The organism is Candidatus Pristimantibacillus lignocellulolyticus, assembly GCA_023639215.1.
In the GTDB taxonomy this organism is placed as follows: domain Bacteria; phylum Bacillota; class Bacilli; order Paenibacillales; family Paenibacillaceae; genus Pristimantibacillus; species Pristimantibacillus lignocellulolyticus.
The window spans coordinates 2,167,064-2,190,507 of sequence record CP097899.1 but is presented as its reverse complement, the minus strand read 5'-3'; the positions used below and the strand labels follow the sequence as shown (position 1 = coordinate 2,190,507).

General features: G+C 36.0%; 17 protein-coding genes. 3 read left to right on the top strand and 14 right to left on the bottom strand.

Annotation, left to right across the window (positions count from 1 at the left end):
• Positions 1–27 precede the first annotated feature (27 nt).
• The 9 genes from NAG76_09270 to NAG76_09230 form a co-directional block, all read right to left on the bottom strand.
• Positions 28–912, bottom strand: coding sequence for an HAD family hydrolase (locus NAG76_09270; protein URN96384.1), 885 nt, complete (start codon positions 910–912; stop codon positions 28–30).
• Between the two features lie 191 nt (positions 913–1,103).
• A complete protein-coding gene (locus tag NAG76_09265; GenBank protein ID URN96383.1) occupies positions 1,104–1,772 on the bottom strand; it encodes a DUF4956 domain-containing protein in 669 nt (222 codons plus the stop codon).
• A 36-nt stretch (positions 1,773–1,808) separates the two neighbouring features.
• Positions 1,809–2,519 carry a polyphosphate polymerase domain-containing protein gene (locus NAG76_09260; GenBank protein ID URN96382.1) on the bottom strand — a complete coding sequence of 237 codons (711 nt, stop codon included), beginning with the start codon at positions 2,517–2,519 and terminating at the stop codon, positions 1,809–1,811.
• Positions 2,520–5,627 (bottom strand): exopolysaccharide Pel transporter PelG, encoded by a 3,108-nt coding sequence (pelG, locus tag NAG76_09255; protein ID URN96381.1) that lies wholly within the window; start codon positions 5,625–5,627, stop codon positions 2,520–2,522. It lies immediately after the preceding gene.
• A complete protein-coding gene (pelF, locus tag NAG76_09250; GenBank protein URN96380.1) occupies positions 5,587–7,041 on the bottom strand; it encodes a GT4 family glycosyltransferase PelF in 1,455 nt (484 codons plus the stop codon). Before pelF ends, pelG begins: the two co-directional genes overlap by 41 nt.
• A gap of 8 nt (positions 7,042–7,049) precedes the next feature.
• On the bottom strand, positions 7,050–8,885 hold the full coding sequence (locus NAG76_09245) for a DUF2194 domain-containing protein (protein URN96379.1): 1,836 nt from the start codon (positions 8,883–8,885) through the stop codon (positions 7,050–7,052).
• Position 8,886: 1 nt separating this feature from the next.
• Entirely contained in the window at positions 8,887–9,780 is an 894-nt protein-coding gene (locus NAG76_09240; GenBank protein URN96378.1) for a hypothetical protein, read from the bottom strand.
• 5 nt (positions 9,781–9,785) lie between these two features.
• Positions 9,786–11,975, bottom strand: a complete 2,190-nt coding sequence (locus NAG76_09235) for a GDP-mannose 4,6-dehydratase (GenBank protein URN96377.1) — start codon at positions 11,973–11,975, stop codon at positions 9,786–9,788.
• 289 nt (positions 11,976–12,264) lie between these two features.
• Positions 12,265–15,036, bottom strand: coding sequence for a right-handed parallel beta-helix repeat-containing protein (locus tag NAG76_09230; protein ID URN96376.1), 2,772 nt, complete (start codon positions 15,034–15,036; stop codon positions 12,265–12,267).
• Between the two features lie 740 nt (positions 15,037–15,776).
• Between NAG76_09230 and NAG76_09225 the strand changes: the two genes are divergently transcribed.
• Together NAG76_09225 and NAG76_09220 are read left to right on the top strand one after the other, a co-directional pair.
• Entirely contained in the window at positions 15,777–16,208 is a 432-nt protein-coding gene (locus tag NAG76_09225) for a DUF1641 domain-containing protein (GenBank protein URN96375.1), read from the top strand.
• A 36-nt stretch (positions 16,209–16,244) separates the two neighbouring features.
• Positions 16,245–17,435 (top strand): NAD(P)/FAD-dependent oxidoreductase, encoded by a 1,191-nt coding sequence (locus NAG76_09220; GenBank protein ID URN96374.1) that lies wholly within the window; start codon positions 16,245–16,247, stop codon positions 17,433–17,435.
• A gap of 230 nt (positions 17,436–17,665) precedes the next feature.
• Here NAG76_09220 and urtE read toward each other — a convergent pair whose 3' ends face one another.
• From urtE to urtA, 5 genes are all read right to left on the bottom strand, one after another.
• A complete protein-coding gene (gene urtE / locus NAG76_09215) occupies positions 17,666–18,361 on the bottom strand; it encodes an urea ABC transporter ATP-binding subunit UrtE (protein URN96373.1) in 696 nt (231 codons plus the stop codon).
• A complete protein-coding gene (gene urtD, locus NAG76_09210) occupies positions 18,348–19,115 on the bottom strand; it encodes an urea ABC transporter ATP-binding protein UrtD (GenBank protein URN96372.1) in 768 nt (255 codons plus the stop codon). The genes urtE and urtD overlap by 14 nt, the downstream gene beginning before the upstream one ends.
• Positions 19,066–20,082 carry an urea ABC transporter permease subunit UrtC gene (gene urtC, locus NAG76_09205; protein URN96803.1) on the bottom strand — a complete coding sequence of 339 codons (1,017 nt, stop codon included), beginning with the start codon at positions 20,080–20,082 and terminating at the stop codon, positions 19,066–19,068. Before urtC ends, urtD begins: the two co-directional genes overlap by 50 nt.
• Before the next feature lie 109 nt (positions 20,083–20,191).
• A complete protein-coding gene (urtB, locus tag NAG76_09200; GenBank protein URN96371.1) occupies positions 20,192–21,097 on the bottom strand; it encodes an urea ABC transporter permease subunit UrtB in 906 nt (301 codons plus the stop codon).
• A gap of 502 nt (positions 21,098–21,599) precedes the next feature.
• Entirely contained in the window at positions 21,600–22,850 is a 1,251-nt protein-coding gene (gene urtA, locus NAG76_09195; protein ID URN96370.1) for an urea ABC transporter substrate-binding protein, read from the bottom strand.
• 267 nt (positions 22,851–23,117) lie between these two features.
• Here urtA and NAG76_09190 point away from each other — a divergent pair, with 267 nt between their 5' ends.
• Positions 23,118–23,423, top strand: a complete 306-nt coding sequence (locus tag NAG76_09190; GenBank protein URN96369.1) for an urease subunit gamma — start codon at positions 23,118–23,120, stop codon at positions 23,421–23,423.
• Positions 23,424–23,444: the final 21 nt, after the last annotated feature.

Genomic DNA, 23,444 nt, shown 5'->3' with positions numbered 1-23,444 from the left:
TAATAATTAATCATTTATAATAGCAAATTATACATTTTGTACTCGACTAGCTAGCATTTCATAGATAGCGTGAGCAACGCCTGATTCTGTATTACGCTTTGTTGTAAATGCAACTTGATTACGAATATGTTCTGAAGCATTAGCCATTGCGACGCCTCTACCAACTGATGTTAACATCGTGAGATCATTATAGCTATCACCCATTGCCATAATCTCGGATGCATCAATTCCTTTGCTCTTCGCATACTGTAATACTGCATAGCCTTTATGACCATTCAAATTATTCACTTCTAAATTTTCATGACCAGAACTTGTAATCGCTAGACCATCTAATTTACGTAATCTAGCATCTGCTTTAACCAGTCGATCCTCATACGTTGTTAAGGCAAACATTTTCAAGATAACAATATCATCATCTTCAAGTAATGGTTCAAATGAATCTACAAATTTACAATTTTCATTGCGAACTCGTTCATCGAACATCGAATTCACAAACTTCTCACGTTCTTCTTCTGATAGATCTGGAAGTTCACGTAAAGCGATGTATCTGGAAATTGCTCTACATCGATCTTCACTCGGACTAAATGCACCTTTGTTTGTCATAAGTTCATAATACATATCTTCCTCTAATAATATATTATGAACAATACGTACTTGTTCTTTTGACAATGGCTGACTAGCTAATAGATTACCTTCTACATCACGAGTTTCCGCTCCATTTAAACTAATAACAGGACAAGAAATTCCCGCTTCTTCTAGAATGGCAGTTACATTAGTGTATGGTCTTCCTGTCGCTATTACAAATTCAATACCTTGCTTTTGCGCCTCTAAAATAGCCTGTTTATTTTCCTCACTAATGCGCCAAGTTTGATTTAACAATGTACCATCCATGTCCGAAACTATTAATTTCATATTGCTCCCCCGTTCGTTGTTGTCATTTGTTATATGTCTATTATATATGATATTAACGATACAATGGTCTTATCTGTGTAAATTAATAATAAAAAACCGTTTTGCGCACGTCTGATTAGAGCTGCACAAAACAGTTTTTATATAAGTTCAAGTTCAATTTTAGCAAGTCGAAATGTTTCAGTAGTCTTATTTTATTGAGCGTAGTCACCTGTATAGTTCACTAATGAAGCGTCTGATACACCTTCAATTTCAGAAATTGCCTGTAAAAATGATGTGTTATCGTCCTTCAACTTTATTTCATAAGTGACTTCGGTATAGCCTTTACGTATTGTTTTGGACTTTAGCTTACCACTTAACTTTCTCATTTCTATACGTAATTCAGAAGTCGCTTCCTCAGAATGACGAATAATTAATAGATAAGCTTCCTCACGAATTTTCTTTTTGCTTAACCAATAAATAACAAGACCGATAATTAATGATCCACCAATCGCTAACGGATATATTTTCGCACCTACAGCAATCCCGACGGAGATCGCCCAGAACATATAGACGATATCAAGCGGATCTTTCACTGCTGTCCGGAAACGAACAATACTTAGTGCACCAACCATACCTAATGATAATACAATATTCGTACTAATCGTCATAATAATAAGTGCAGTAATCATCGTCATAAGTACGAATGATACATTGTAATTGTAACTATATACGACACCGCGGAAAGATTTACGATATATCGCGTATATAAACATACCTAATAAAAATGAAATTAATAATCCTAATACCATATCAAAATAAGATACCGCTCGGAAATTCTCCAGTGTTATTACACTTTGCTTAATAATATCATTAAAATTCATTGTCTTCCTCCGACTCTTATGCGTAATGGAATATATTTATTGCGTATAATGCTGCAATATTTTCTCTCTACAAAGAACATATTTAGAAATACTCGACCGAATATGACTCGCTGGAGCAATAATTTGTCTCACTCGCTCAGGGAGCATTTCATCATACTTAACTTCCATTATCGTAGACGAAGTCGTAACTACTTCGTCTAAAGCTAACTGCGGATCGAATAAATCTACTGTGTTCACACCTGCAGCAAGTCTCTTATCAAAAGTAATTCTGACATTACCATATTCATAGATATAAGCTTCCCGCCAATAATCAACGATTGACATCGGTTTATAGCCATACGTGTTAATAGCAGCATAAAAGTCCATCATTAGTGGTTCATTAGGTTGCTTAAGAAACTCGTATTCTCCTAGCATAATCTGATCATATTCTGCTCTACTTATTCGTTTCGACTCTTTACAAACATAGTCTCCCAACTTTGTTTTACGTTCAAGAGCGATGAAATTATCAGATTCATTGTAGATTCTTATACGGAATTTTTCTCGCTTGAATATCCCGTCATTTTTTCTTTCTAATGATGTTTTTTTCGGATCATCAAAGTACAAACTGCGGATATTATATCCATCAACATCTATCGAATGAGAATCTAGTTGAAGTTGCTTTGCTAGCTTACTTCTAAGAGAGATATAATCATGTAAATGTAAATAGTATTTCTGTTCTGTGCGTAACCTTTTCCCTCTAAATAACAACTATTCCACCTCAAATGCTCTTATACCATAAAAGAGCTCTTCCTGAGAATCAATATACATCTCAAATGAATCTTGCTTGTTGCCATGTTCATCTTCAACGATTACACTCCAAAAATAATTCCCTTTGGCTAAACCTTTCAGTTCGTATTGGATTTCTTTAATGCCCTTTTTCTCATGAACTATATTTTCCATATATTTATCTGTCGCAATCGTAAGGGTATAAAGTAATTTATCATCCTGCAAATCAAATGATACACCCCAATCGAAGTGTAAAGTTTGTCCATTCTGAACAACATCATTCATATAGAACGGCTTTGGCTTCTCTAGATCAGCTAAGAACCTTTCTATTCCTCTTTCTGGAGTAGCAAGAATGGTAGCTAATTCATTTTCAAAATTAGAGTTTTGTGCCGGAAGATACTTCATATCAGGCAATCGATATAAGAACGGTTCTACAACACCTCGATATTTATCAAGCTGAGCCTGAATTGTATCCCTATTAATATATTGTGCTAATTCATCCATCTTGTTTTTCAACAACTCAATATGAGCATCATCTCTGAAATATCGATTATGAAGAATTACACCCCAATAGTTACTAATACCTGCCTGGTATGGTCTAATGAAATCGAGATTGCGTTGTAATTCCCATCCTCCATCATAGTCCCAAGGTAAGAAGTACCATTTGTCTATGTTCAATGGTGAATATAAGAAGAAATTATTAGCATCCGTATCCATATTGTCCATCATAATATTCATAGCGGTCCAAGTTAGGAAATTATCCAAATCGAAATATTTATCTATCGTTTCCTCAATTGGAATACTATAATTATTTACCGCCTCTAACATTTCAATTAATCTTGCATGATCTTCTCTACCTTTAATCTCAAAGATTTCTTCAAATTTGGCTACATTATAATCTCGATCAGTAACATCTTTAATATTGTCAGGATAACGATTGAACTCGAAAAACTTAACTTTATACAAGTTAGCATTAGGGTCCAAGAGATGTGCTTTCAGAAATTGCTTGTTAGGCTGCTCAACATGCGTATATAAACCATAATCTTCATATGATGCATTCGTTTGTCCATTCGACAAATCCTTAATATACACTTGAACGAATTGTGTTCTTAAACTTGTCATGTTAGGTATTTTTTCCATCAAGTCAAAAGCTAGCTTATTGCGTAATCTAGATAAGTCATCAATATGTTTATTAAGATTTAGTCGCTCTTGATCCATGTATTGTCCTGCTTCATCAAACAAATCGATTTTATATGATTTTTGCACTCGACTCCAAGCAGAGTTTCCCCTTACACCAATCGATGCATTAGCTATAGAAGTACCATAGCCAAACATACCTGCTTTTGGCCCTTTACCGTCACTTAATCCCTCTTGAACAATAGCATTTAACTCTCTACCCGTAGCTTTATCTTCTTGACGATTTAGTGCATACCAATCAAATTCTCCATCACGCTCTGTGTAAGGTAATACGGTAATATATAACGTCTTAAGTGATCCATCGTCATCTCGTTCATAAATGCGTTTGTCTTCAACTAAAGTGGTATCGATCTCTTGAGGTATCGTAGCTAAGTTTGCTGTACTTTGTACCTGTACATCAGCTTCTTCAATTTCCAAATAGCTACACCCAGTCAATACCACTATAAAAATCATCAGACTAGATAGCAAAACCCCAGACTTATGCTTAACCGAACTTTTTTGTTTAGTTTCAACAGTATGGATAGGTTGCGAACAAAATGTAAAGTAGTCAACATTTCTTAGCACATACAATAATCTAGAAATAACAATAATAATAGAAATAAAGGAAGCTATAAAAATTCCAAGTCCATCATATCCGATACTCATCATTACATATGTGCAAACGATATTTAGTATAAAGAATATAAGTCCCGTCCAAAACACACCCTTTTGATCATCAAAGTACATTAGTACATGTATAAATACGAATAACATTATAAATAAGAAATATGCTAGTGCTAAAATAATAAATAGATCTAGTTGCTCCATCGTAAAACCAATCGCAGGTAAAAACTTTATACCTAAACCGATAGAAACGATAGTAAACAACAATTGAATTTCCATTAGGAAACTAATCTCTCTCGTCAACGTTTTTTGCATTTGTTTTTTCGCTGCTGCAATATCTTGAATCGTCCCACCTGATAAAATATTTAAGTAATATACTTTAAACTTTTCGTAAAACGATGTCTCAACTGATACAACAAAGGTAACAAGTGTTGGCATCACCGATAAAAACGCATAAAAGACGGGTACATCATAGAACATATAAACTCTAAATTGCTCTCCAATTACTGCCCCTTGATCACTCAACCAGTAAACAAAGTTATGCAAATATACTCCTGAGTATACGAAACATCCTGCTAAAAATAGTGTAGGATGTTTTTTCAAATACGTTAAAAATTCAAAGTATGATTTCATATCCGCTTTTGGAAACTTTTGTTGAAAGTGAATACCTGATAATATAGCAATAACTAAGAAGCCCACGTCTAAGCCAATTAAAGCACCCACTACAGTAGATACATTGAAGAAATACATAACTAACCATCCTACAATTAACGCAAGTATTGCACCAATAATGAATCCTCTTGCTATCCGAATGTAATCTTTTAATGCAGATAAATAAACACCTTGTATCCATATAATGACCAGGAACATAAAGAAGAAATATGCTGCTACTTTATATAAGAAATCAGCTTCAACACCATTTAAGAATGTAGCTGCTATCACTGAACATACCGGGATCATTATCATTAATGACCCATAATAGGATGACATTAATTTTGAATACTGCCGTTGATATAACATATCTGCAATATATCTTGTTAACACCATTGAAATTCCAGAAGTAACTACAATGGAAAATATAAAGCAATAAGAAACTGTAGCGATATATAACTCCCATTCTAAATAACTACTTCCGTTGTAGGACATTACTCGTTGCAAACCAATAATGAGTAACATACATAATATCATTGGACCTACTGTTGTCAGTGAGGAATATGCGTACGCCTTAACATTGTTTATTAACCCTTCTTTATGAAAGAGTTTGCGCAGCTCGAACCCGATCCCTGCCATTCAAATCCCCCCCAAAGTCGAAGTATAATCTACGATAATTTGAAATTACTTCTTCTTGTTTATAATGTAATTGAACCCTTCTGAGTGCATTTTGCCCCATCTCAGTTCTTAACTTCGCATTTACACATAATTTAATTGTTGCTTGCGCAAGTAATTCGTAATGCATAACTGGTGTAACAAAACCTGCTGGTCCAATTCCATCATCAAGACCTTCTAGTAATTCTTTACAACTACCAACATTAGTTGCTACAAAAGGTTTTCCTGCAGCCATTCCTTCCAATATAGCTAGCGGTTGTCCTTCACTAATACTAGTTAGCATGAGAACATCCATTTTACCGATATAGTCCTTAATGTTTACTGCTCCTGTAAATTTCACATCTTTAACTTTTAATGCTTTAACTAGTTGTAGACATTCCTCATAGTACTCTTCATCTTCTTCATAAGAACCCATAATGAAAAATACCGCATTAGGTACTTCTTCTTTAATTAACGCAAAGCTTTGTATCATTGTCTTAATATCTTTGATTGGTACAACTCTAATAATTGCACCGATGTATATTTGATTGCTTGGCTTAGTCTGATCTAATCCCATATAATTTTTAAACTCTACACCATTAGGAATAATTTCTATCTTTTTCCCATCGCAACCAAGTTCAATCTCGATCTCTTTATTACGTCCAAATAATGTAGTTACCCGATCAGCGTTCTCATATGCACATGTGGATAGTCGATAAAAATATTGAATCCACATATCTTTGAAATATCCTTTAACCCAATCTGCTTTAATAATTTCCTCTTCACGCTCACGAGAATAGATTCCGTGTTCAGTAAGGATAAACGGCTTATTATTAACATGTTTGGCAACGGCTCCGACAATCCCGGCATACCCTGTTGAAACACTATGATATAGATCCGCTTGAGGTAGCTCATCTCTAATCGTCAAGAATAAAGGTAAGATCATTGAACGAACAGTCCAAAACATCTCTGTAAACGGAACTAAGGGATATCTGTCATGACATAATTTTTCTAAAATATCGAAAAAGTCTTTACTTGCCAAAAAATCGGATACTTGTTTAAACTGACGATTTCTTAACAATGTAAATAAATCATCCCACTCAATATCACCATGATCACCGAGCAACTTCATAAAATTTTGACGGTGTTGTTCCGTTAATTTAAATCTTTTTCCCCAATCTCCCTTTTCCGTTAAGTAAGCATCGAGAAATGTTTCTTTCATTTCTACAACGTTGTCTGGAAGTTTGTATTTGAAAATTCCTTTTTGACTGCGTTGAGCCGCAATCGAATAAATAACAAATTCGTGTTCTGACATTTGCGTTATGATTTCATGAATCCAGCTGGAAACTCCGCCCGTAACATAAGGATATGAGCCTTCTGCAATTATACAAATCCTCATAAATACACCTACTTCAATTCAATTGTGAAATGCTCTGAATCAGCCGTAACTAGATAAGTATTTTCATCAATTTTTTTCACATTACAGTCTACGAGTTTTCCAATCTTTTTTTCCGTCCTCAGAATGAAAGATTGGGTAACGACTTGATTTTCAATACTAACATCAACTTGATGTTCAGAAATGGTTTTAGTCATTTGACTAGTTAATACATACCCCAGACTTAATGCTGCTTCACTAGAAGTTTGAGCACGAACCCATGGATAAGTTGATTCCATTCTGTGTAACATCGATTCAAAGTCTTCATATAATTGACGCCAATTTTTATCACCGCTACGATGTGTATCAAAAATATCATCCGGATGAATAAAGTGAGAAATAATTCCTAATGATGTCATTACATTTGCTTCTAACCATTTTGTATCTGGCGCATCAGAATATCCAGATGTTACCCGAGGCATTTCGATAATACCATCACTAGCAATTTCATATTCTTGCACATAAGCATAATCTTTCGGATCTTCTTCGTATAAACTAGAAATGACTCTGAAATCTGGCCACTTTTCTACTAATGCTTTCCTACCTTCTTCACTAATGATATTAGAAGGTGGTACATAACTGACCGGTGAGTAATTTGGAAATGCTTGTTCTAAATAATCCACTATTTCTTCAATTGAAGCTTCAATGTCATCAATGGATTGCCATTCTTCATAATCATAAAAATCCGCTATGTCTTCGCGAAATTGTAGCGGTTGATGATTATAACCATGTATTCCAACTTCCCCACCACTTTTCAATACTTCCCTGCCATAAACAATAAGATTAGTAAAATCATCTTTATGCATCGCTCCGAATGGAGATGTAACGTCATCATTGTAGTCTTGAATGGCTACGGCAGTATATTTGAGATTATACTTTCTCGCCGCTTTTATCATATCTGGCCACCAAATATCTTTGAAGAATGACGCAATGTTTTTACGATATTCTTCGAATATTACAGGGTCTGTTTCTTGACTCATAGGTGCAGGATAATCATCGATATAAAATATCTTTGAATTAAAAATAGGATAGATATAATTGGGGATCATTAAACTAATACTTCCAACAACTAATCCACGATTAGTTTTCATTCCCAAATTATTACCGTTGTAGACCATGAATGATCCTTCTCCATAGTCAACTTCCCATATTAAAGGCGTCTGGTCTTTACCTGTAGCCAATAAAGTACTAGCAGAATCTAATTCCAAAGATAGTGAATCGTTGTAAAAGTAATCATCTTCGAATACTACATCCTTCTGTCCAATTAATAGATTAGAAGTAAATCGAATATCATTATTTCCAATAACAAACCAATAATTATTAATACCTAGCTTACGATACATTTGCGTCAACACATTACCAGGATGATCCATTCTAGCAAGGAAGAAATGTCCACCATTAGCAACATAATTTTCAATATCTTCTATGTAACCTCCCATTTTTTCCAATGAAGATAACATAATAACTGCTGTACATGATGACATTTTGATCGTTTCTTTGCTCACATCTTGAATCGTATAAGGTTGTTTAATATATCGATATACTTCTTCAAAATTGTTTTGCATTTCATTACTCAATGTATCTTCTGAATTAGTAACCATACAATGATTGTCTGATGAATTTGACACCGTCTCAATGTTTTGAGCTTTGTTCATCATTTCGATCCATTCTGTTCTTTCAACAAATTTATTATTTGTTGTAAACTTTAAGATCAAACTTGATCGAGCGATCTGTGAAATGATTGCAAATAATAGAATACAAATTAGAATGATGTAAACATTACGCCGAAACCTAATAGACTTATTCATACTATGCCCCTTCAGACCAGAACCTTACCGTTGTTAATGCTTGATTCGACAACCTCACTGGTGAATTTTTTAACTTATCTAATGTAAGATGTAATTTTTGTTTGGATCTTGTAACAAAGTAAACTTTCAATAATGATAAGTACGCATCTTCATTGTCAGGAAAGTTTTCAATGAATAGTTGTGCAGTCTTCTCAGCATCACCATATAGTTCTAGTTTAATTTCCATATTCACTTTAGCGATATATGCCCACTTTGTTTCGTATGCTAAAACGATTAGACGATTCAATACGGATAAATAAGTAAATTGATATTTTCGGAGCGTTCTGTGATCTAAGAAACCACTATTCATAAATTCACGTAACACTTCAACATAAGCAATGACAACATGTAAATTGGACTGATCATTCTCATATTTGACCGTCAATTCTTGCATAGATATTTGTAGTTTACGCTTTAGCTCCACGATTGCACTAACTGCATAATGAGAGGTTTCCGTATCTTCATTACTTACTGCACGTTGCAGTATTTCAATATAATTAATTGTGTCTTGCTTCAAAACATCAATCATTACTTGTCTCCGTTCTTGATGCTCACTAACAACGAGGGCATCTTCAATCGGAATAACATTAAGCTCTTTATACTTTTCAACTTCGTTATATATGCCTATCCTTCTAACTTTATGTTCTTCTTGCTGCCGTTCGATATAATCGTTAAACTCTTTACTTGAATCTTCCGATCGAATGCGCGACCATACCATCGGTAATACCCAACCAACGACAGGAAGAAAGGTTACAACAATCATTTTCAAAGCAATATTACGTTTATTCTTCCAATTTAGAATGATGATGACGGCTAAGGATACAATGAGATAAATTCCATACCATTGTATGTACATTTTGTTCACTCCTCACTCACTGCTGTGAACGTAATAGATGAATGAGATAAACGCTGAAGAACAATTTCTCCATCTAATTCACTCGTATTCGATAATAGCACCATTAATTGCTGTTTCTCATTCATGCCAATATAATCAGTTTCACGTAATAAAGGAGCAATATGTTGAGATGCTTCTTCAATAGATACTCCTTGTAATTTACTTCTTAGCAATAAATATGGAACGTGATTTTGCTGTTTCGCCAACACTTTTGATTCTAATATTTCGCCAAACACATCACTGTGAAGAATATTTGTACCTGAAACATAACGTTTTCCTTCTGTCGCATCTATGAAAGTAAAAGCTTTACTTAATGCAGAGGAAATTAAATTCACAGTAATTTGGAATAAGTTCTGATGGTACAATGAAAAACTTTCGAAAGACATGTCGTCAATCGTAATAACTGCTGATATGCGGTCTTTATGAAAAATTGGTGCCATCATAAGTGGTGCATTTTCGGTTAGATTCTTATTAATGTACATTTGTCCATTCGATAATAGAGCAGATAAATATGGATGATCTTGTACTTTTAATGATTTTGCTACTTGCTCATTGTTATAACCTGAATTCGCAAGTAATCGTAAAAAACTTTGATGTTTATTGACCGTGTAAATGTTAACTTTATTTACTTTCATGATCGATTTCACTACATTAACAGCAGCATTAAACACTAATTCAGGCTCTAAACTTTCAAGCTCTTTAGTAGCATTATAAATTTTCCCGTAACTATCACCAGAATTTAAGATTCTAAGCTGTAACTCATCCTTTACTTCACGAACCTCAGTATAAACATGCTCTAAAAATTCATACCGTTCATTAACTTCTGATATTTTTTGTTCTTGCTGCGAAATACGGGCATTTTTTCTTTCAATGGAATAGCCGACTACTAGACCGATAAAAATGTAAATGGCTATTTGAAAGAAAAAGTCTGTATCGTATGTAAGTGATATCATATCTCTACCGTCATTTAACTTCTGATATGTAAATAATCCAATGGATAGCACAACGGAGAGGACAGCCTGTCTGTTACCATAAAGGATCCCGATTATCGTGATATAAAAAATACTTACATCAACTACCCCGTATGCACTATGTACATAATTAAGCGTAATCCAAGCAGTAAGAATAAATGCTAAAAGATTTTCTGCATAAGGCAGTATTTTTTTCTTGAAGGAACTTAAAGCAATTCTAGGGGGAGTTTTTTCAACTACCGTAGCTGCTACTAGTTCCTCAGAATGCCTTTTCAAAAAGTAAATCGCTGTTCGTTCAAGACCTTCCTGCATTGAATATAGTGGAGACCAATCTAAATCTTTCATTATTTTAGTATTATCTAGAACGGAATGATCAATGTCTCCCTCTCGCTTATTAACATATTCAATTTTCTCTATTGGTTTTATTGATAAGAGAGATTCAATAATTTCGGTTAGAGAAGTTTGTATATTGGTTGATAGATTATAGACTCCCTTAATTGAACTATTTACACTGCGATACATCGCATCAACTACATCTTCAACATAGATGAAATCTCTGGTTTGAGTACCATCTCCATGAACAATAATAGATTTATCTTGAGTAAGTCGATCCATAAAAATCGAAATAACTCCACCTTCTCCATTGCTATTTTGCCTTGGACCATATACATTTGAAAATCTAAATCCAACTGTATTTAATTCATATAGATCATTCCACTTCGTACTGTACATCTCATTTGTAAGTTTACTAATTCCATACGGCGAGATCGGATTACAAGGTGAATCTTCTGACAAAGGTAGTTGATTTTGTGGTCCATATACAGCCGCAGATGAAGCATAGATAAATGATTTAACTTTGTATTTAGTAGATAGGTCTAACATATTTACAAACCCTAATACATTAGATTCAGTATCTAGCTTAGGATCAACTAGAGATTTCTTGACACTTACTTGAGCTGCCAAATGAACGACAACATCAAAACGATTGGCTTTAAACACTTCCTCACACTTTGCATCATCAACCGAAAGTATGTAACTTTTATGCTTAATTTTCACATTTTCTTTCTTTCCAGATACTAGATTATCAATAATAAAAACTTCATAACCTTCCTTAAAGAAACGATCGGCAGTATGAGAACCAATAAAGCCGTATCCTCCTGTAATTAACACTTTCACACTAATCACCACTTCCCCTATTATTTCCGGCAAACACTTACTTAATTTTTTCCTTCGCATATTCGCATACTTCGTACGTACGATGTACATTAAATTTATGTAGAGATATTATTGTTATCCTAAAAATTTCTAGCATTAGTGACCGTACCTTAATGGTTGAACTCGATATTGAGATTATTTATTTATTCTATTGCTGAGCATTCCTAAACATGACTCTACTTGTTGGAAGTTACCCGAAAAAATCCCTAGAATCAGTTGCCGAACCATATCGGCTGAACTTGATCTAGGGAGTTTTTACCTATTGCAGAGTATAGCTAATCATGTCACCACTTGTAGGAAGCTTTTGAGCATTTTTATCATCAAGCATAATTCCAAAATAAATCTTATCTGTAGCACTTAAGTTGAGACTGTGTAACGGAATAGCTATTTCAATTATTTTTGCAGAGGTAAAGTACGTTTTACTTGTTATCAAGTTTTCACTTAAAGCAAACGACCAAGATTTACCATCTCCGCTATAACTATATAGTCTTCCATCCTCAAGCAAGTAATCTACTCCAGAAGAGCTCCATTTTGAAGTTAGATAACCCGTTTTACTATCATTATCAGAGTTAAAGTAGATTTGATCCTTACCACCTAACTTACTTCCCTCTAACAAGATATATAAATTAGTCTTGTCATTGGTTACCTTCACACTCTTCATATTATTACTACTTGTAGCAATCGAACTGACGTCTGACCAGTCACTAACTTTACCATCCACAGTAATTTTATTAACTATCGGTGTTGGTGTTGGTGTTGGCGTCGGTGTTCGCGTTGGTGTTGGTGTCGATGTTGGTGTCGGTGTCGGTGTTGGTGTCGGTGTTGGTGTCGGTGTTGGTGTCGGTGTTGGTGTCGGTGTTCGCGTTGGTGTCGGTGTTGGTGTCGGAATTACATCCGAAGTAGTTACCGTTGCCATTCCCCCACCTGATGGAAGCTGATTACTCGACGAATCTTTCCATATATACCCGATTTTTATATTGTTACTATTCTTTGCGTTAAGCAATTCTAAAGGAATTGCTAATTCAACAACTGAAGAGTAAATTGCTACATTAGTTTTCTTGTAGTCGGTAACTTTGCTCCAACTCCAATTTTTTCCTGTTCCTGTATATTGATATAGTAATCCATTCTCTAGCAAGTACGATGCAAACTGATTATTCCAATGAGGAGATGCGAAAGATTGTGAATTACTTGAACCTGTATCGATATACAATTGACCCTTCTCATTTAATAAGTTTCCAGTAATCAATACATGTAATGTGTCATTTGCAATAATTCCTTTTAATGTTTTCACATTGGATGAACTGTTTGCTATTTCCGAGTAAGCAGTCCAGTCTTCAGTTAATCCATCAATTGTAATATTAGTACCATCAACAGGAATAGTTGGTGTCGGTGTTATTACAGGAATAGTTGGTGTTGGTGTTATCTCAGGAGAAGATGGCGTTGGTGTTATTTCTGGGGTGGTTGGTGTTGGCGTTATCTCTGGATATTCTATTATTTGTTTATTGTGTTCGAATGCACCCATATCAATGGTTGCTCCAACAATACGCTGCTGTGATCTAATATCAAGATTTCCACCTGAACCATATGCTACGGTACCTGCATCAATTGCTGGTGAATTTTCTTGGATAGAGAGATTCCCCGATGAGGCATCAGTGAATAATGGATCAGCAAATATAGAATGTACATCTCTTTTTGTTGCAGCTACATACTTTTCAAATGAACTGTATGAGGTTCCATTCACAGCCCAGTGATTAGAAATTGCTCCATACACATAGTACATATTAGAATCAACAAAATTCCCATTATTACCGGTTCGATTATCATAGAAAAATGGCGTCTTTGAATCTGCATAAAATATATTATTAAAATAAGAATTATTTACGACTTGGTTTTGGAATGTAATTTCTCCATCACCAGTTTTCAGCGTATTATTATAATAAAATGTATTATTCATAATAATATTATTCGAAGCAGAACCATTTTTTGTAGAAGATCCCCCCATAATAAGTCCAGATTGATGATTATTATAAATGTAATTATTCCTTACGACGATATTACTTGTAGTTTGATTAAACTTCTCACTCGCAATCTCAATTCCATAATTATTATTGTAAACAATGTTTCGTTCGATAATAGTATTTGTTCCGCCATCAACATAAATTGCTGCTGCAGCTCGCACCCCACGATATACTGGATTAGTAATTGTATCAACGCTGTGCACGATATTGTCGCTTACTACTCCATTTCTTGCCTGATCAATACATGGGCTTGAACAAGTACCATAATGACCCGCCACATCAATTCCAATATTGTTCACGTTGTAAATGCGATTGTTTGAAATTGTAAATCCATCCACATTACCAACAACCGTTAATGTTTCACTTGAACCAAGAGTTAGGTCATGAAGGTTATTACCTGATATCGTAATATCCGTCATTGCTTGTGTTCCGTCTCCGTATACAATAATCCCGTTCGCATTTCCTTTTATATTATTATTTGCAATATGATGAACATGGTTATTCATAATATAGAGATTGGAACCACTCTTCGTTACTTTTATTCCAGCTAAATACTTCGAAGAACTATCTGATACAAGTCCAGTTAACTCGAATCCATCGAATACAACATAGTGAGAATTAGTGAAATGAACAATATGGCTAGTGTCCTTTATTGTTGACACATCAATAACTGGTTGTTCTCCTGGATACGCCTGCAACGTAATATGCCCTGCACTCGCTGAACCAGAATTAGTAATCGTAATGGCTTCTTCATACTTGCCACCACGTACAAGAACAGTTTCACCTGCTTTCAGTGTATTTGCTGCATACTGGATTGTACGCCATGGCTCGTCTATCGTACCAATGTTCGAATCCGAACCACTTGTCGATACATAATACACCTTACCAGGGAAGTGATCATATGAACTAGCACCTATCGGTAAATATGAGAACAAAATCATAACACTAAGCATAGCAACAAAACTGATCTTTACTCGTTTAGTAATCTTTAAGTGTTTGTCATTGACATTCATAGCAAAGAACAGCTCCTCTCCGCATGTGATTTGACTCTGAAAAACAATCGTTACAACCATTGTCTACCAGAGTTTCCATATCATATTCTGAGTCTAACATCAAGAACATAATATGAAAATGGACAAACGTATAACGCAGAGAAATTGATACTTTAGTCTTATTTACTTAATATTAACACATTTACTAATAATTTAAAGTATGTTATTTATCACTCTTAGATTTTTTCTATTTGTTTAACAAATAAAAATTAATCGTTTTGTACATGCTATATATAAGTTCAAGACAAATTCTAAAATATTTCTTTTTTCAACAATTTTAGACATGTCAAAAGTCTTATTTTTTACAATAATGTATAGTTTATTAATTTTTGAATATTTTTAGAACAGTTTACGTGATTTTCAGGGAATAACGAGAAATATTATGTTAGAATAGAGACGGTTTGAAGATATTAGGCTATAATAAAAATAACAACTTAAGCCCTTTTGGATTTCGATTCTATTTTCACTCATTTTTCGTCTCAGGCAATTGCAATTTTGGCATTTGCTAATTTCGTGTGAGCAAAGTTAGGATCTGTTAGATTGCTTACAAATAGCAATCTTGTCAAATACTTTCGAGTTAGGTGAAATTTATCACAATACTTTCATTTGCTCCCATAGTATAATTAAAACAAGAAATCTGAAATAGCTTTATGACGATTAATACTCGCCAAAAAGTAGTTTTATTCAAAGGAGACCTGGATATGTCAGAAACAAACACACAAGCGCAAGCTGAAGCGGTAACTCCGAGTCAACAACAGCAAGCTCTACTTGAGCAATTGTTGCAACCGGAAGTACAGGCATCACTATCTACATTAGTAGAGCAACTGCCGAAAATTACTGAGTTAGTTACTTGTTTAACAAAGTCTTACGATGTTACAAAAACTTTAGCTACAGATGAAATTTTCAGAAATGACATCGTTAGTGCTACAACAGAAATCGTTGGTCCAGTAGTTGAGGGCGTACGTAGTGTTGCTCTAGATGCTATTGAAGCTAAAGATCGTGCTGCAAAAAGTCAAGAAGTGATCGGTATTTTTGGTCTTATGAAAATGCTTAAAGATCCTCAAGCACAAAAAATGTTCCGTTTTGTTAATGCATACCTAGAAGTAAGTAACGAGCGTTCGAACAAAAAATAATTGAATGAATCTAAAGTAAGAGACGGAGGACTAGCTATGTCTAAACACATTGTTATTTTGGGTGCAGGATACGGTGGCGTACTTACTGCTCAAACTGTTCGTAAATACATGGACAAAAGTCAAGCAAAAGTAACGGTAATCAACCAATTCGCAACTCATCAAATTATTACAGAATTACACCGCCTAGCTGGTGGTACTTTAAATGAAGAAGCAGTGGCTATTCCTTTAAAGAAACTTTTCGAAGGTCTTGATGTTAACTTAAAAATTTCAAAAGTTGAATCTTTCTCTGTGGATAACAAAGAAATTAAACTTTCTGATGGTACGACTCTATCTTATGATGCTCTAGTTGTAAGTCTTGGTAGCCAAACTGGTTACTTCGGGATCCCTGGTCTTGAAGAAAACAGTATGGTTCTTAAGTCTGTTTATGAAGCAAATCAAATCAACAAACATATCGAAGACCGTATTAAAGCTTACGCTAAAAACAGAAACCAAGCAGATGCAACAATCGTTATCGGTGGTGGCGGTCTAACAGGTGTTGAACTTGTTGGTGAAATCGTTGATAACTTCCCTAAAATCGCTAAAAAATACGGCGTTAACTTCAAAGATCTTAAAATCAAGTTGATCGAAGCTGGGCCGAAAATCCTTCCAGTTCTTCCTGATCATTTGATCGAGCGCGCTACTGAAAGCTTGGCTAGACGTGGTGTTGACTTTATTACTGGCGTTCCTGTTACAGGCGTTGTTGGTAATAAAATCGAGCTTAAAACTGGTGAAACCATTGAAGCTAATACATTCGTATGGACTGGTGGCGTAGCTGCTCTTCCAATCGTAGCTGATTCTGGTCTTGAATGTGACCGTGGTAAAGCTGCTGTTAACGAATTCCTTCAATCTAAATCTCACAAAGATGTATTCGTAGTTGGTGACTCTGCTCTTGCTTTCCCAGCTGAAGGCGGACGTCCTTATGCTCCAACTGCACAAAACGCTTGGCAAATGGGTGAGCTTGTAGGTTTCAATCTATATGCTTACTTTAACGATAAAGCTATGGACGAATTTAGCCCAGTTGATTCAGGTACGCTTGCATCACTTGGTCGTAGAGACGCTGTAGCAACAGTTGGTGGTAGTAAAACTCCACTTAAAGGTATCTCTGCTACATTGATGAAAGAAGCAAGTAACATCCGTTACCTTTCTCACATCAAATCAATTCGTACAGCAGCTCATACTAAGCTGTAGTATTTATAATGAACTGGCCGTCTTATATAAGACGGTCTTTTTGTTGTTCATACTTGTGCTCGAAAATTAATCGTTATCGCATGTTTCTTTATATGCGGTACTTTGTAGTTCATATAAAAATACACTTTTAGAGCTCTGTGTGCCTATTATAGCTTACTATTACTAGCAAAAAAGCACTCGATGCTAAGATCCGAGTGCCTTTCTATAATCGTCTTTATTGCAAAAGTGAGTTACACTACAAGATGTTGGCGAACGACAGCATCATCAAACGTATCGATTGTACCTTCGGAAACAATTGACCCTTTCTCAATAATGTAGTAGTAATCCGCTACACTTTTAACAAAATCAATACTTTGCTCCACAAGTAAAATTGCGGTGTCCCCTTGAGATTTAATCCCTCGAATGACATCTTGAATATCTTGTACGATCGAAGGTTGAATTCCTTCAGTAGGTTCATCAAGTAACAATAACTTTGGCTTTGAAGCAAGCGCGCGTGCAAATGCTAATTGCTGTTGCTGACCACCACTTAAGTCTCCACCTTTTCTACTGTACATCGATGGTAAGACGGGAAACTTCTCAATCGCAGACTGAGGCACTCCATCCTTAACCGAGCCATTAGCCTCTAGTCCTAGTAATAGATTTTCCTGCACCGTTAATTGAGCAAATATTTCCCGACCTTGCGGAACATATCCAATACCTAAGCGTGAGCGTTCATAGGGTGGAAGTTTCGTAATATCCTGATTGTTGTACGAAATGCTACCCGTTCTTGACTTTAAAGCACCCATGATCGTTTTTGTTAATGTAGATTTTCCTACACCATTACGCCCCATAATACATACAACCTGCCCTGGTTTTACTTCAATAGAAACATCACGCAAAATGATGCTCTCACCATAACCTGACTCGATTTGTTTAACTGACAGCAAGGCTATCCCTCCCGTGTCCTAAATATACTTCTGACACGATATTATCACTTTGAACTTCCTTCATCGTCCCTTCTTTCAGCAGTTTTCCTTCATGCATAACGGTTACCTTTGTCGCAAAACTTCTTACAAAGTCCATGTCATGCTCAACAACGACTACTGTCCGTTCTTTCGTTATTTCTTGGAGCAACTCACCTGTCTTCTCCGTTTCAGTATCCGTCATTCCAGCAACGGGCTCATCTAAAAGTAGTAGCATAGGTTCTTGCATTAGCATCATACCAATTTCAAGCCACTGTTTCTGTCCGTGAGATAATCCTCCAGCAATCGCTGTTGCACGATGAGAAAGGCCAATCATATCGAGTTGACGCACAATTCGAATATGGTCTTCCTGTGATAACTTTGCTCTCAATGTAGCTATTACACTACGATTTTGACTCATTGCTAATTCTAAATTTTCATATACAGTTAGACCAAAAAAGATCGACGGGGCTTGAAATTTACGTCCTATTCCTAACTCTGCGATTTGATATTCTTTCTTCCTACCGATATCAATACCACCGTTAAAGCGGAGATTACCAGAAGCCGGTTTAACTTTTCCACAAATAACATCTAACATCGTTGTTTTACCTGCACCATTAGGACCAATTAGAAATCTAAGTTCACCAGGCATCAACTCTAGATTCATCCCATTAACCGCTTTAAAACCATCAAACGCTACTGTCACTTTCTCGCAAGACAGAATAGGTACTGTTGTCATCTTTACCAAGCCTCCTCTTTATTTTCCCAACAATTTGTTGAGCCAATCCAACTAACCCTTTTGGCAAAAATACAACTACGATGACAAATAGTGCTCCCATGAAAAATAACCAAGTATCAGGGAAGGTTTCACTTAACCCACTCTTCGCCGCGTTTATGACGATAGCTCCTATAACTGCACCAATTAATGAACCTCGACCACCTAATGCTACCCATAAGACAATTTCAATAGAAGGAATGATTCCCATCGTTGTAGGCGAGATAATGCCTACATGTAATACGAATAACATACCTGCTAGCCCAGCAATTCCCGCTGATACACAAAATACGAATAGTTGGTAACTAGAAGGATTATAACCGATAAATCTGGCACGATTCTCTGCATCACGCACCGCTCTAAGCACACGGCCTGAACGACTTTTCACTAGCTTCTGACATATGAAAAATACAACGATCAGCATCAGTAACGTTACCCAATACAATACAACTTTTGTAGATTGCTCCTTTAACGAGAAGCCAAATATTGTCTGAAAACCTGTAATACCATTCGTTCCACCAGTGAACTGCTGTTGGCCAATAAATAACGTTGTCATGATGATAACTAGTGCTTGAGTTAATATCGTAAAATACACACCGCGTATCCGATTTCGAAAAGTAAAAAAACCTAATATAAAGGCGACTGCCATCGGTACTAGAATACCTGCTGGAATAGCAAATGCTGCATGTTCAAACGGCTTCCAAAACCATGGAATTTTATTCAAACCGCTCCAACTCATAAAATCTGGTAACTTCCCACCAGTTGCCTCTAATTTCAGAAACATTGCCATGCAATACGCACCTAGACCAAAAAACACACCATGCCCTAAGCTCAATATCCCTGTGTAACCCCATATTAGATCTAATCCAATCGCAACAATAGCGAAGGCAAGAAATTTCGCCAGTAAACCAAGACGAAAGTCTGATAGCATAAGCGGAGCAAATAATAATAAAGCTACAACTATACTATAGGTTACCGAAAGGATTATTTTCTTCCTCAGTGGTGAGTTAATATTTTGTAGGATCAATTCAAGTCCCCCTCTAATCTAAAGACCTCGTTCTCATAGCAACAAGCCCTTTTGGCTTCCACTGTAAAAATGCAATAATGACAATAAATACGAGAACTTTTCCAATAGAGGCATTTGTCCAATATTCAAAGAACGTGCCCGTAATCCCAATTCCAAATGCACCAACAACAGATCCAATTAATTTCCCTACTCCACCTAATACTACAACCATGAATGCATCAATAATGTAATACGTACCGAGTGATGGTCCGATAGAACCAAGTAAAGTAATAGCACAACCCGCGATCCCGGCGATTCCTGAACCGATGGCAAACGTTACTGAATCTACGCGTCTTGTAGAAACTCCGAGGCAAGCTGCCATTTCACGATTTTGCATTACTGCTCTCATTCTTCTTCCAGCGTTACTACGATATATGAACAAATACATAGCAGCTAATACAACTACAACGAGCGCAATGATAAATATACGTTTATAAGGGAAAACTATACCGCTCATCACTTCAAGACCGCCATTCAACCATTCTGGAGACGCAACTGCTACATTCGGTGCACCGAATATAGATCTTGCTAATTGTTGCAGCACTAAACCTACTCCCCATGTTGCTAATAAGCTATCTAGTGGACGACCATAAAGGAAACGAATTAAACTAATTTCAAGCACATAACCAAAAATAAAGGCAATTAAAAATGCGATAGGAATTGAAATGATGAAATAGTAACCGAAGAAGCTAGCAGGGAAAATTGCTGAAAATATTTGTTGCGTAACATATGTGGCATAGGCTCCGATCATAATAAATTCACCATGAGCCATATTAATGACATTCATTAATCCAAATGTAATCGCTAATCCTAACGCGATTAATAATAATATTGAACTGACACTTATGCCGTTGAAGAGTTGTAGGAGTTGAACCTCCATATTCATCGACTCCCTTCCTTAGAGGATGTTCAACCAACTTACTTGTGATCACGATGATTTTGCTATTGAAGCTTATTCGACTTCGAATATGGCATTCATCGGAAGACTGCGGTGCTCGTGTACCAGTAACGTACGCTCTGCTCCTCGTTTTCCTAGCTTCTTGCCGTCTTCTTGGTGCTGATAAGTGAGTTATTTGAACTTTATTTCTCATTCACTTGTGATAACGATGAATATGCTTCGTTGTTTATTCGACTGCGAATATGAGTTTCATCGTTCGTTCTGGTGCTCACGTACCAACTACGTACGCTCTGCTCCTCACTCTCTAGCTTCAACTCATCTTCTTGGTTCTGACAAGTGAATATGCGAGGATGATTAAGTTCTTGAAAGACTAATATCGCGATTCTATGCCAAGTTTCTTACTTGTCACAGAATGTAGCTTACTGTGAGGAAAGTAGATTCCGCCGTACAATAACGGAATCCACCTCCCACATTATGTTTTTCGTTATTCAGCTAATCCTGTTGCCCAATCATAACCCTTCAAATATGGGTCTGGTTTTACTGGATCAGCAGTACTATATAATTGTTTGAACATACCATCCGGTTGAACTTCACCAATTAGCACTTTCTTGTAAATATGTTGAGTTTCTCCGTCGATTGTAACTTTACCCTCAGGAGCATTAAATTCAAGACCAGCAGCAGCTTCTCTTACTTTATCCACATCTGTTGAACCAGCCTTTTCTACTGCAGCAGCCCATAAATAAACAGCAATATAACCAGCTTCTATTGGATCGGCCGTTACACGATCTGCTCCGTATGCAGCTTTATATGCCTCTACGAATTTAGTATTTTCAGGTGTATCCGTTGTTTGATAATAGTTCCATGCTGCTAGATGACCTGCAAGAACATCAGTACCAATACCGCGAATTTCTTCCTCAGCAACACTTACAGATAATGTTGTTAGATCACTTGCTGAAATACCTGCATCTTTCAATTGTTTGAAGAATGCCACGTTACTATCGCCATTCAATGTATTGAACACGATATCCGGTTTTGCTTCTTTAATCTTACTAATTACTGTACTGTAATCTGTATGTCCAAGCGGTGTATATTCTTCAGCTACAACTTCTCCACCAGAAGCTTCTAGTTGTGCTTTAATAATTTTGTTAGCTGTACGTGGAAATACATAATCCGAACCTAATAAGAAGAAACTCGTACCACGGTTTTCAAGTAACCAGTCAACAGCAGGCACAATTTGTTGATTCGTTGTAGCACCTGTGTAGAATATATTTGGCGAAGATTCCAAACCTTCATACTGTACAGGGTACCAAAGTAATCCATTTAGCTCTTCAAATACTGGTAACATTGCTTTACGACTTGACGATGTCCAACCACCGAAAACAGTTGCTACTTTATCTTGTTGAAGTAGTTTTTTTGCTTTTTCAGCAAATGTTGGCCAATCAGAAGCACCGTCTTCAACTACTGCCTCAATTTGTTTCCCAAGTACACCGCCAGCTGCGTTAATTTCGTTAATTGCCATCATTTCAGCATCTTTAACTGAAACTTCACTAATAGCCATCGTTCCACTTAATGAATGAAGAATCCCTACTTTAATCGTATCCCCTGATTCTGTAGTTGAATCTGTTGTTTCTGGTGTGGAAGTCGGCGCAACAGCACCATTGTTACCACAACCTGTTACAACCATGCATGCTACAACTACTAACGCCATCAAACTAATCCATGTTCTTCTCTTCATTACTCCACTCCCTTTTCCCATTTAATATTGCTTGTTTATCGAACATTCTCTCTCTTTTTACGTTTAATGTTCGTATTTCCAATTATAGGAACGTTTTCCCTTCACGTCAATATAGTTTACATAAAAAACTAATTTTAGGTTATAATTATTTATTTATATCAAAAATAGGTATAAAAGTGCAAATGATTGATTCATTACTATATGCTCATGTTATATAGGTTGACATATAATACTATTTGATTACACATATGGAGGTGATTTCCAACCATGCATCTAACTGATCGGGAGAGAGAAAAGCTACTTATTAGTTACGCAGCTGATCTTTCACGCATGCGAATGAGTAAAGGAATTAAACTTAACTACCCTGAAGCGATGTCGATTATTATTTCTGAGGTTATGGAAGGTGCCAGAGAAGGAAAAACGGTTGCCGAGCTAATGTCATATGGGGGAACCATATTAACAAGAGCGCAATGTATGGAAGGTATTCCAGAAATGATCACTGAGGTTCAAGTGGAAGCTACTTTTCCTGATGGTACAAAGTTAGTGACGATTCATGAACCGATTAGACAGTAACGACGAAAGGGGCTGACGGAT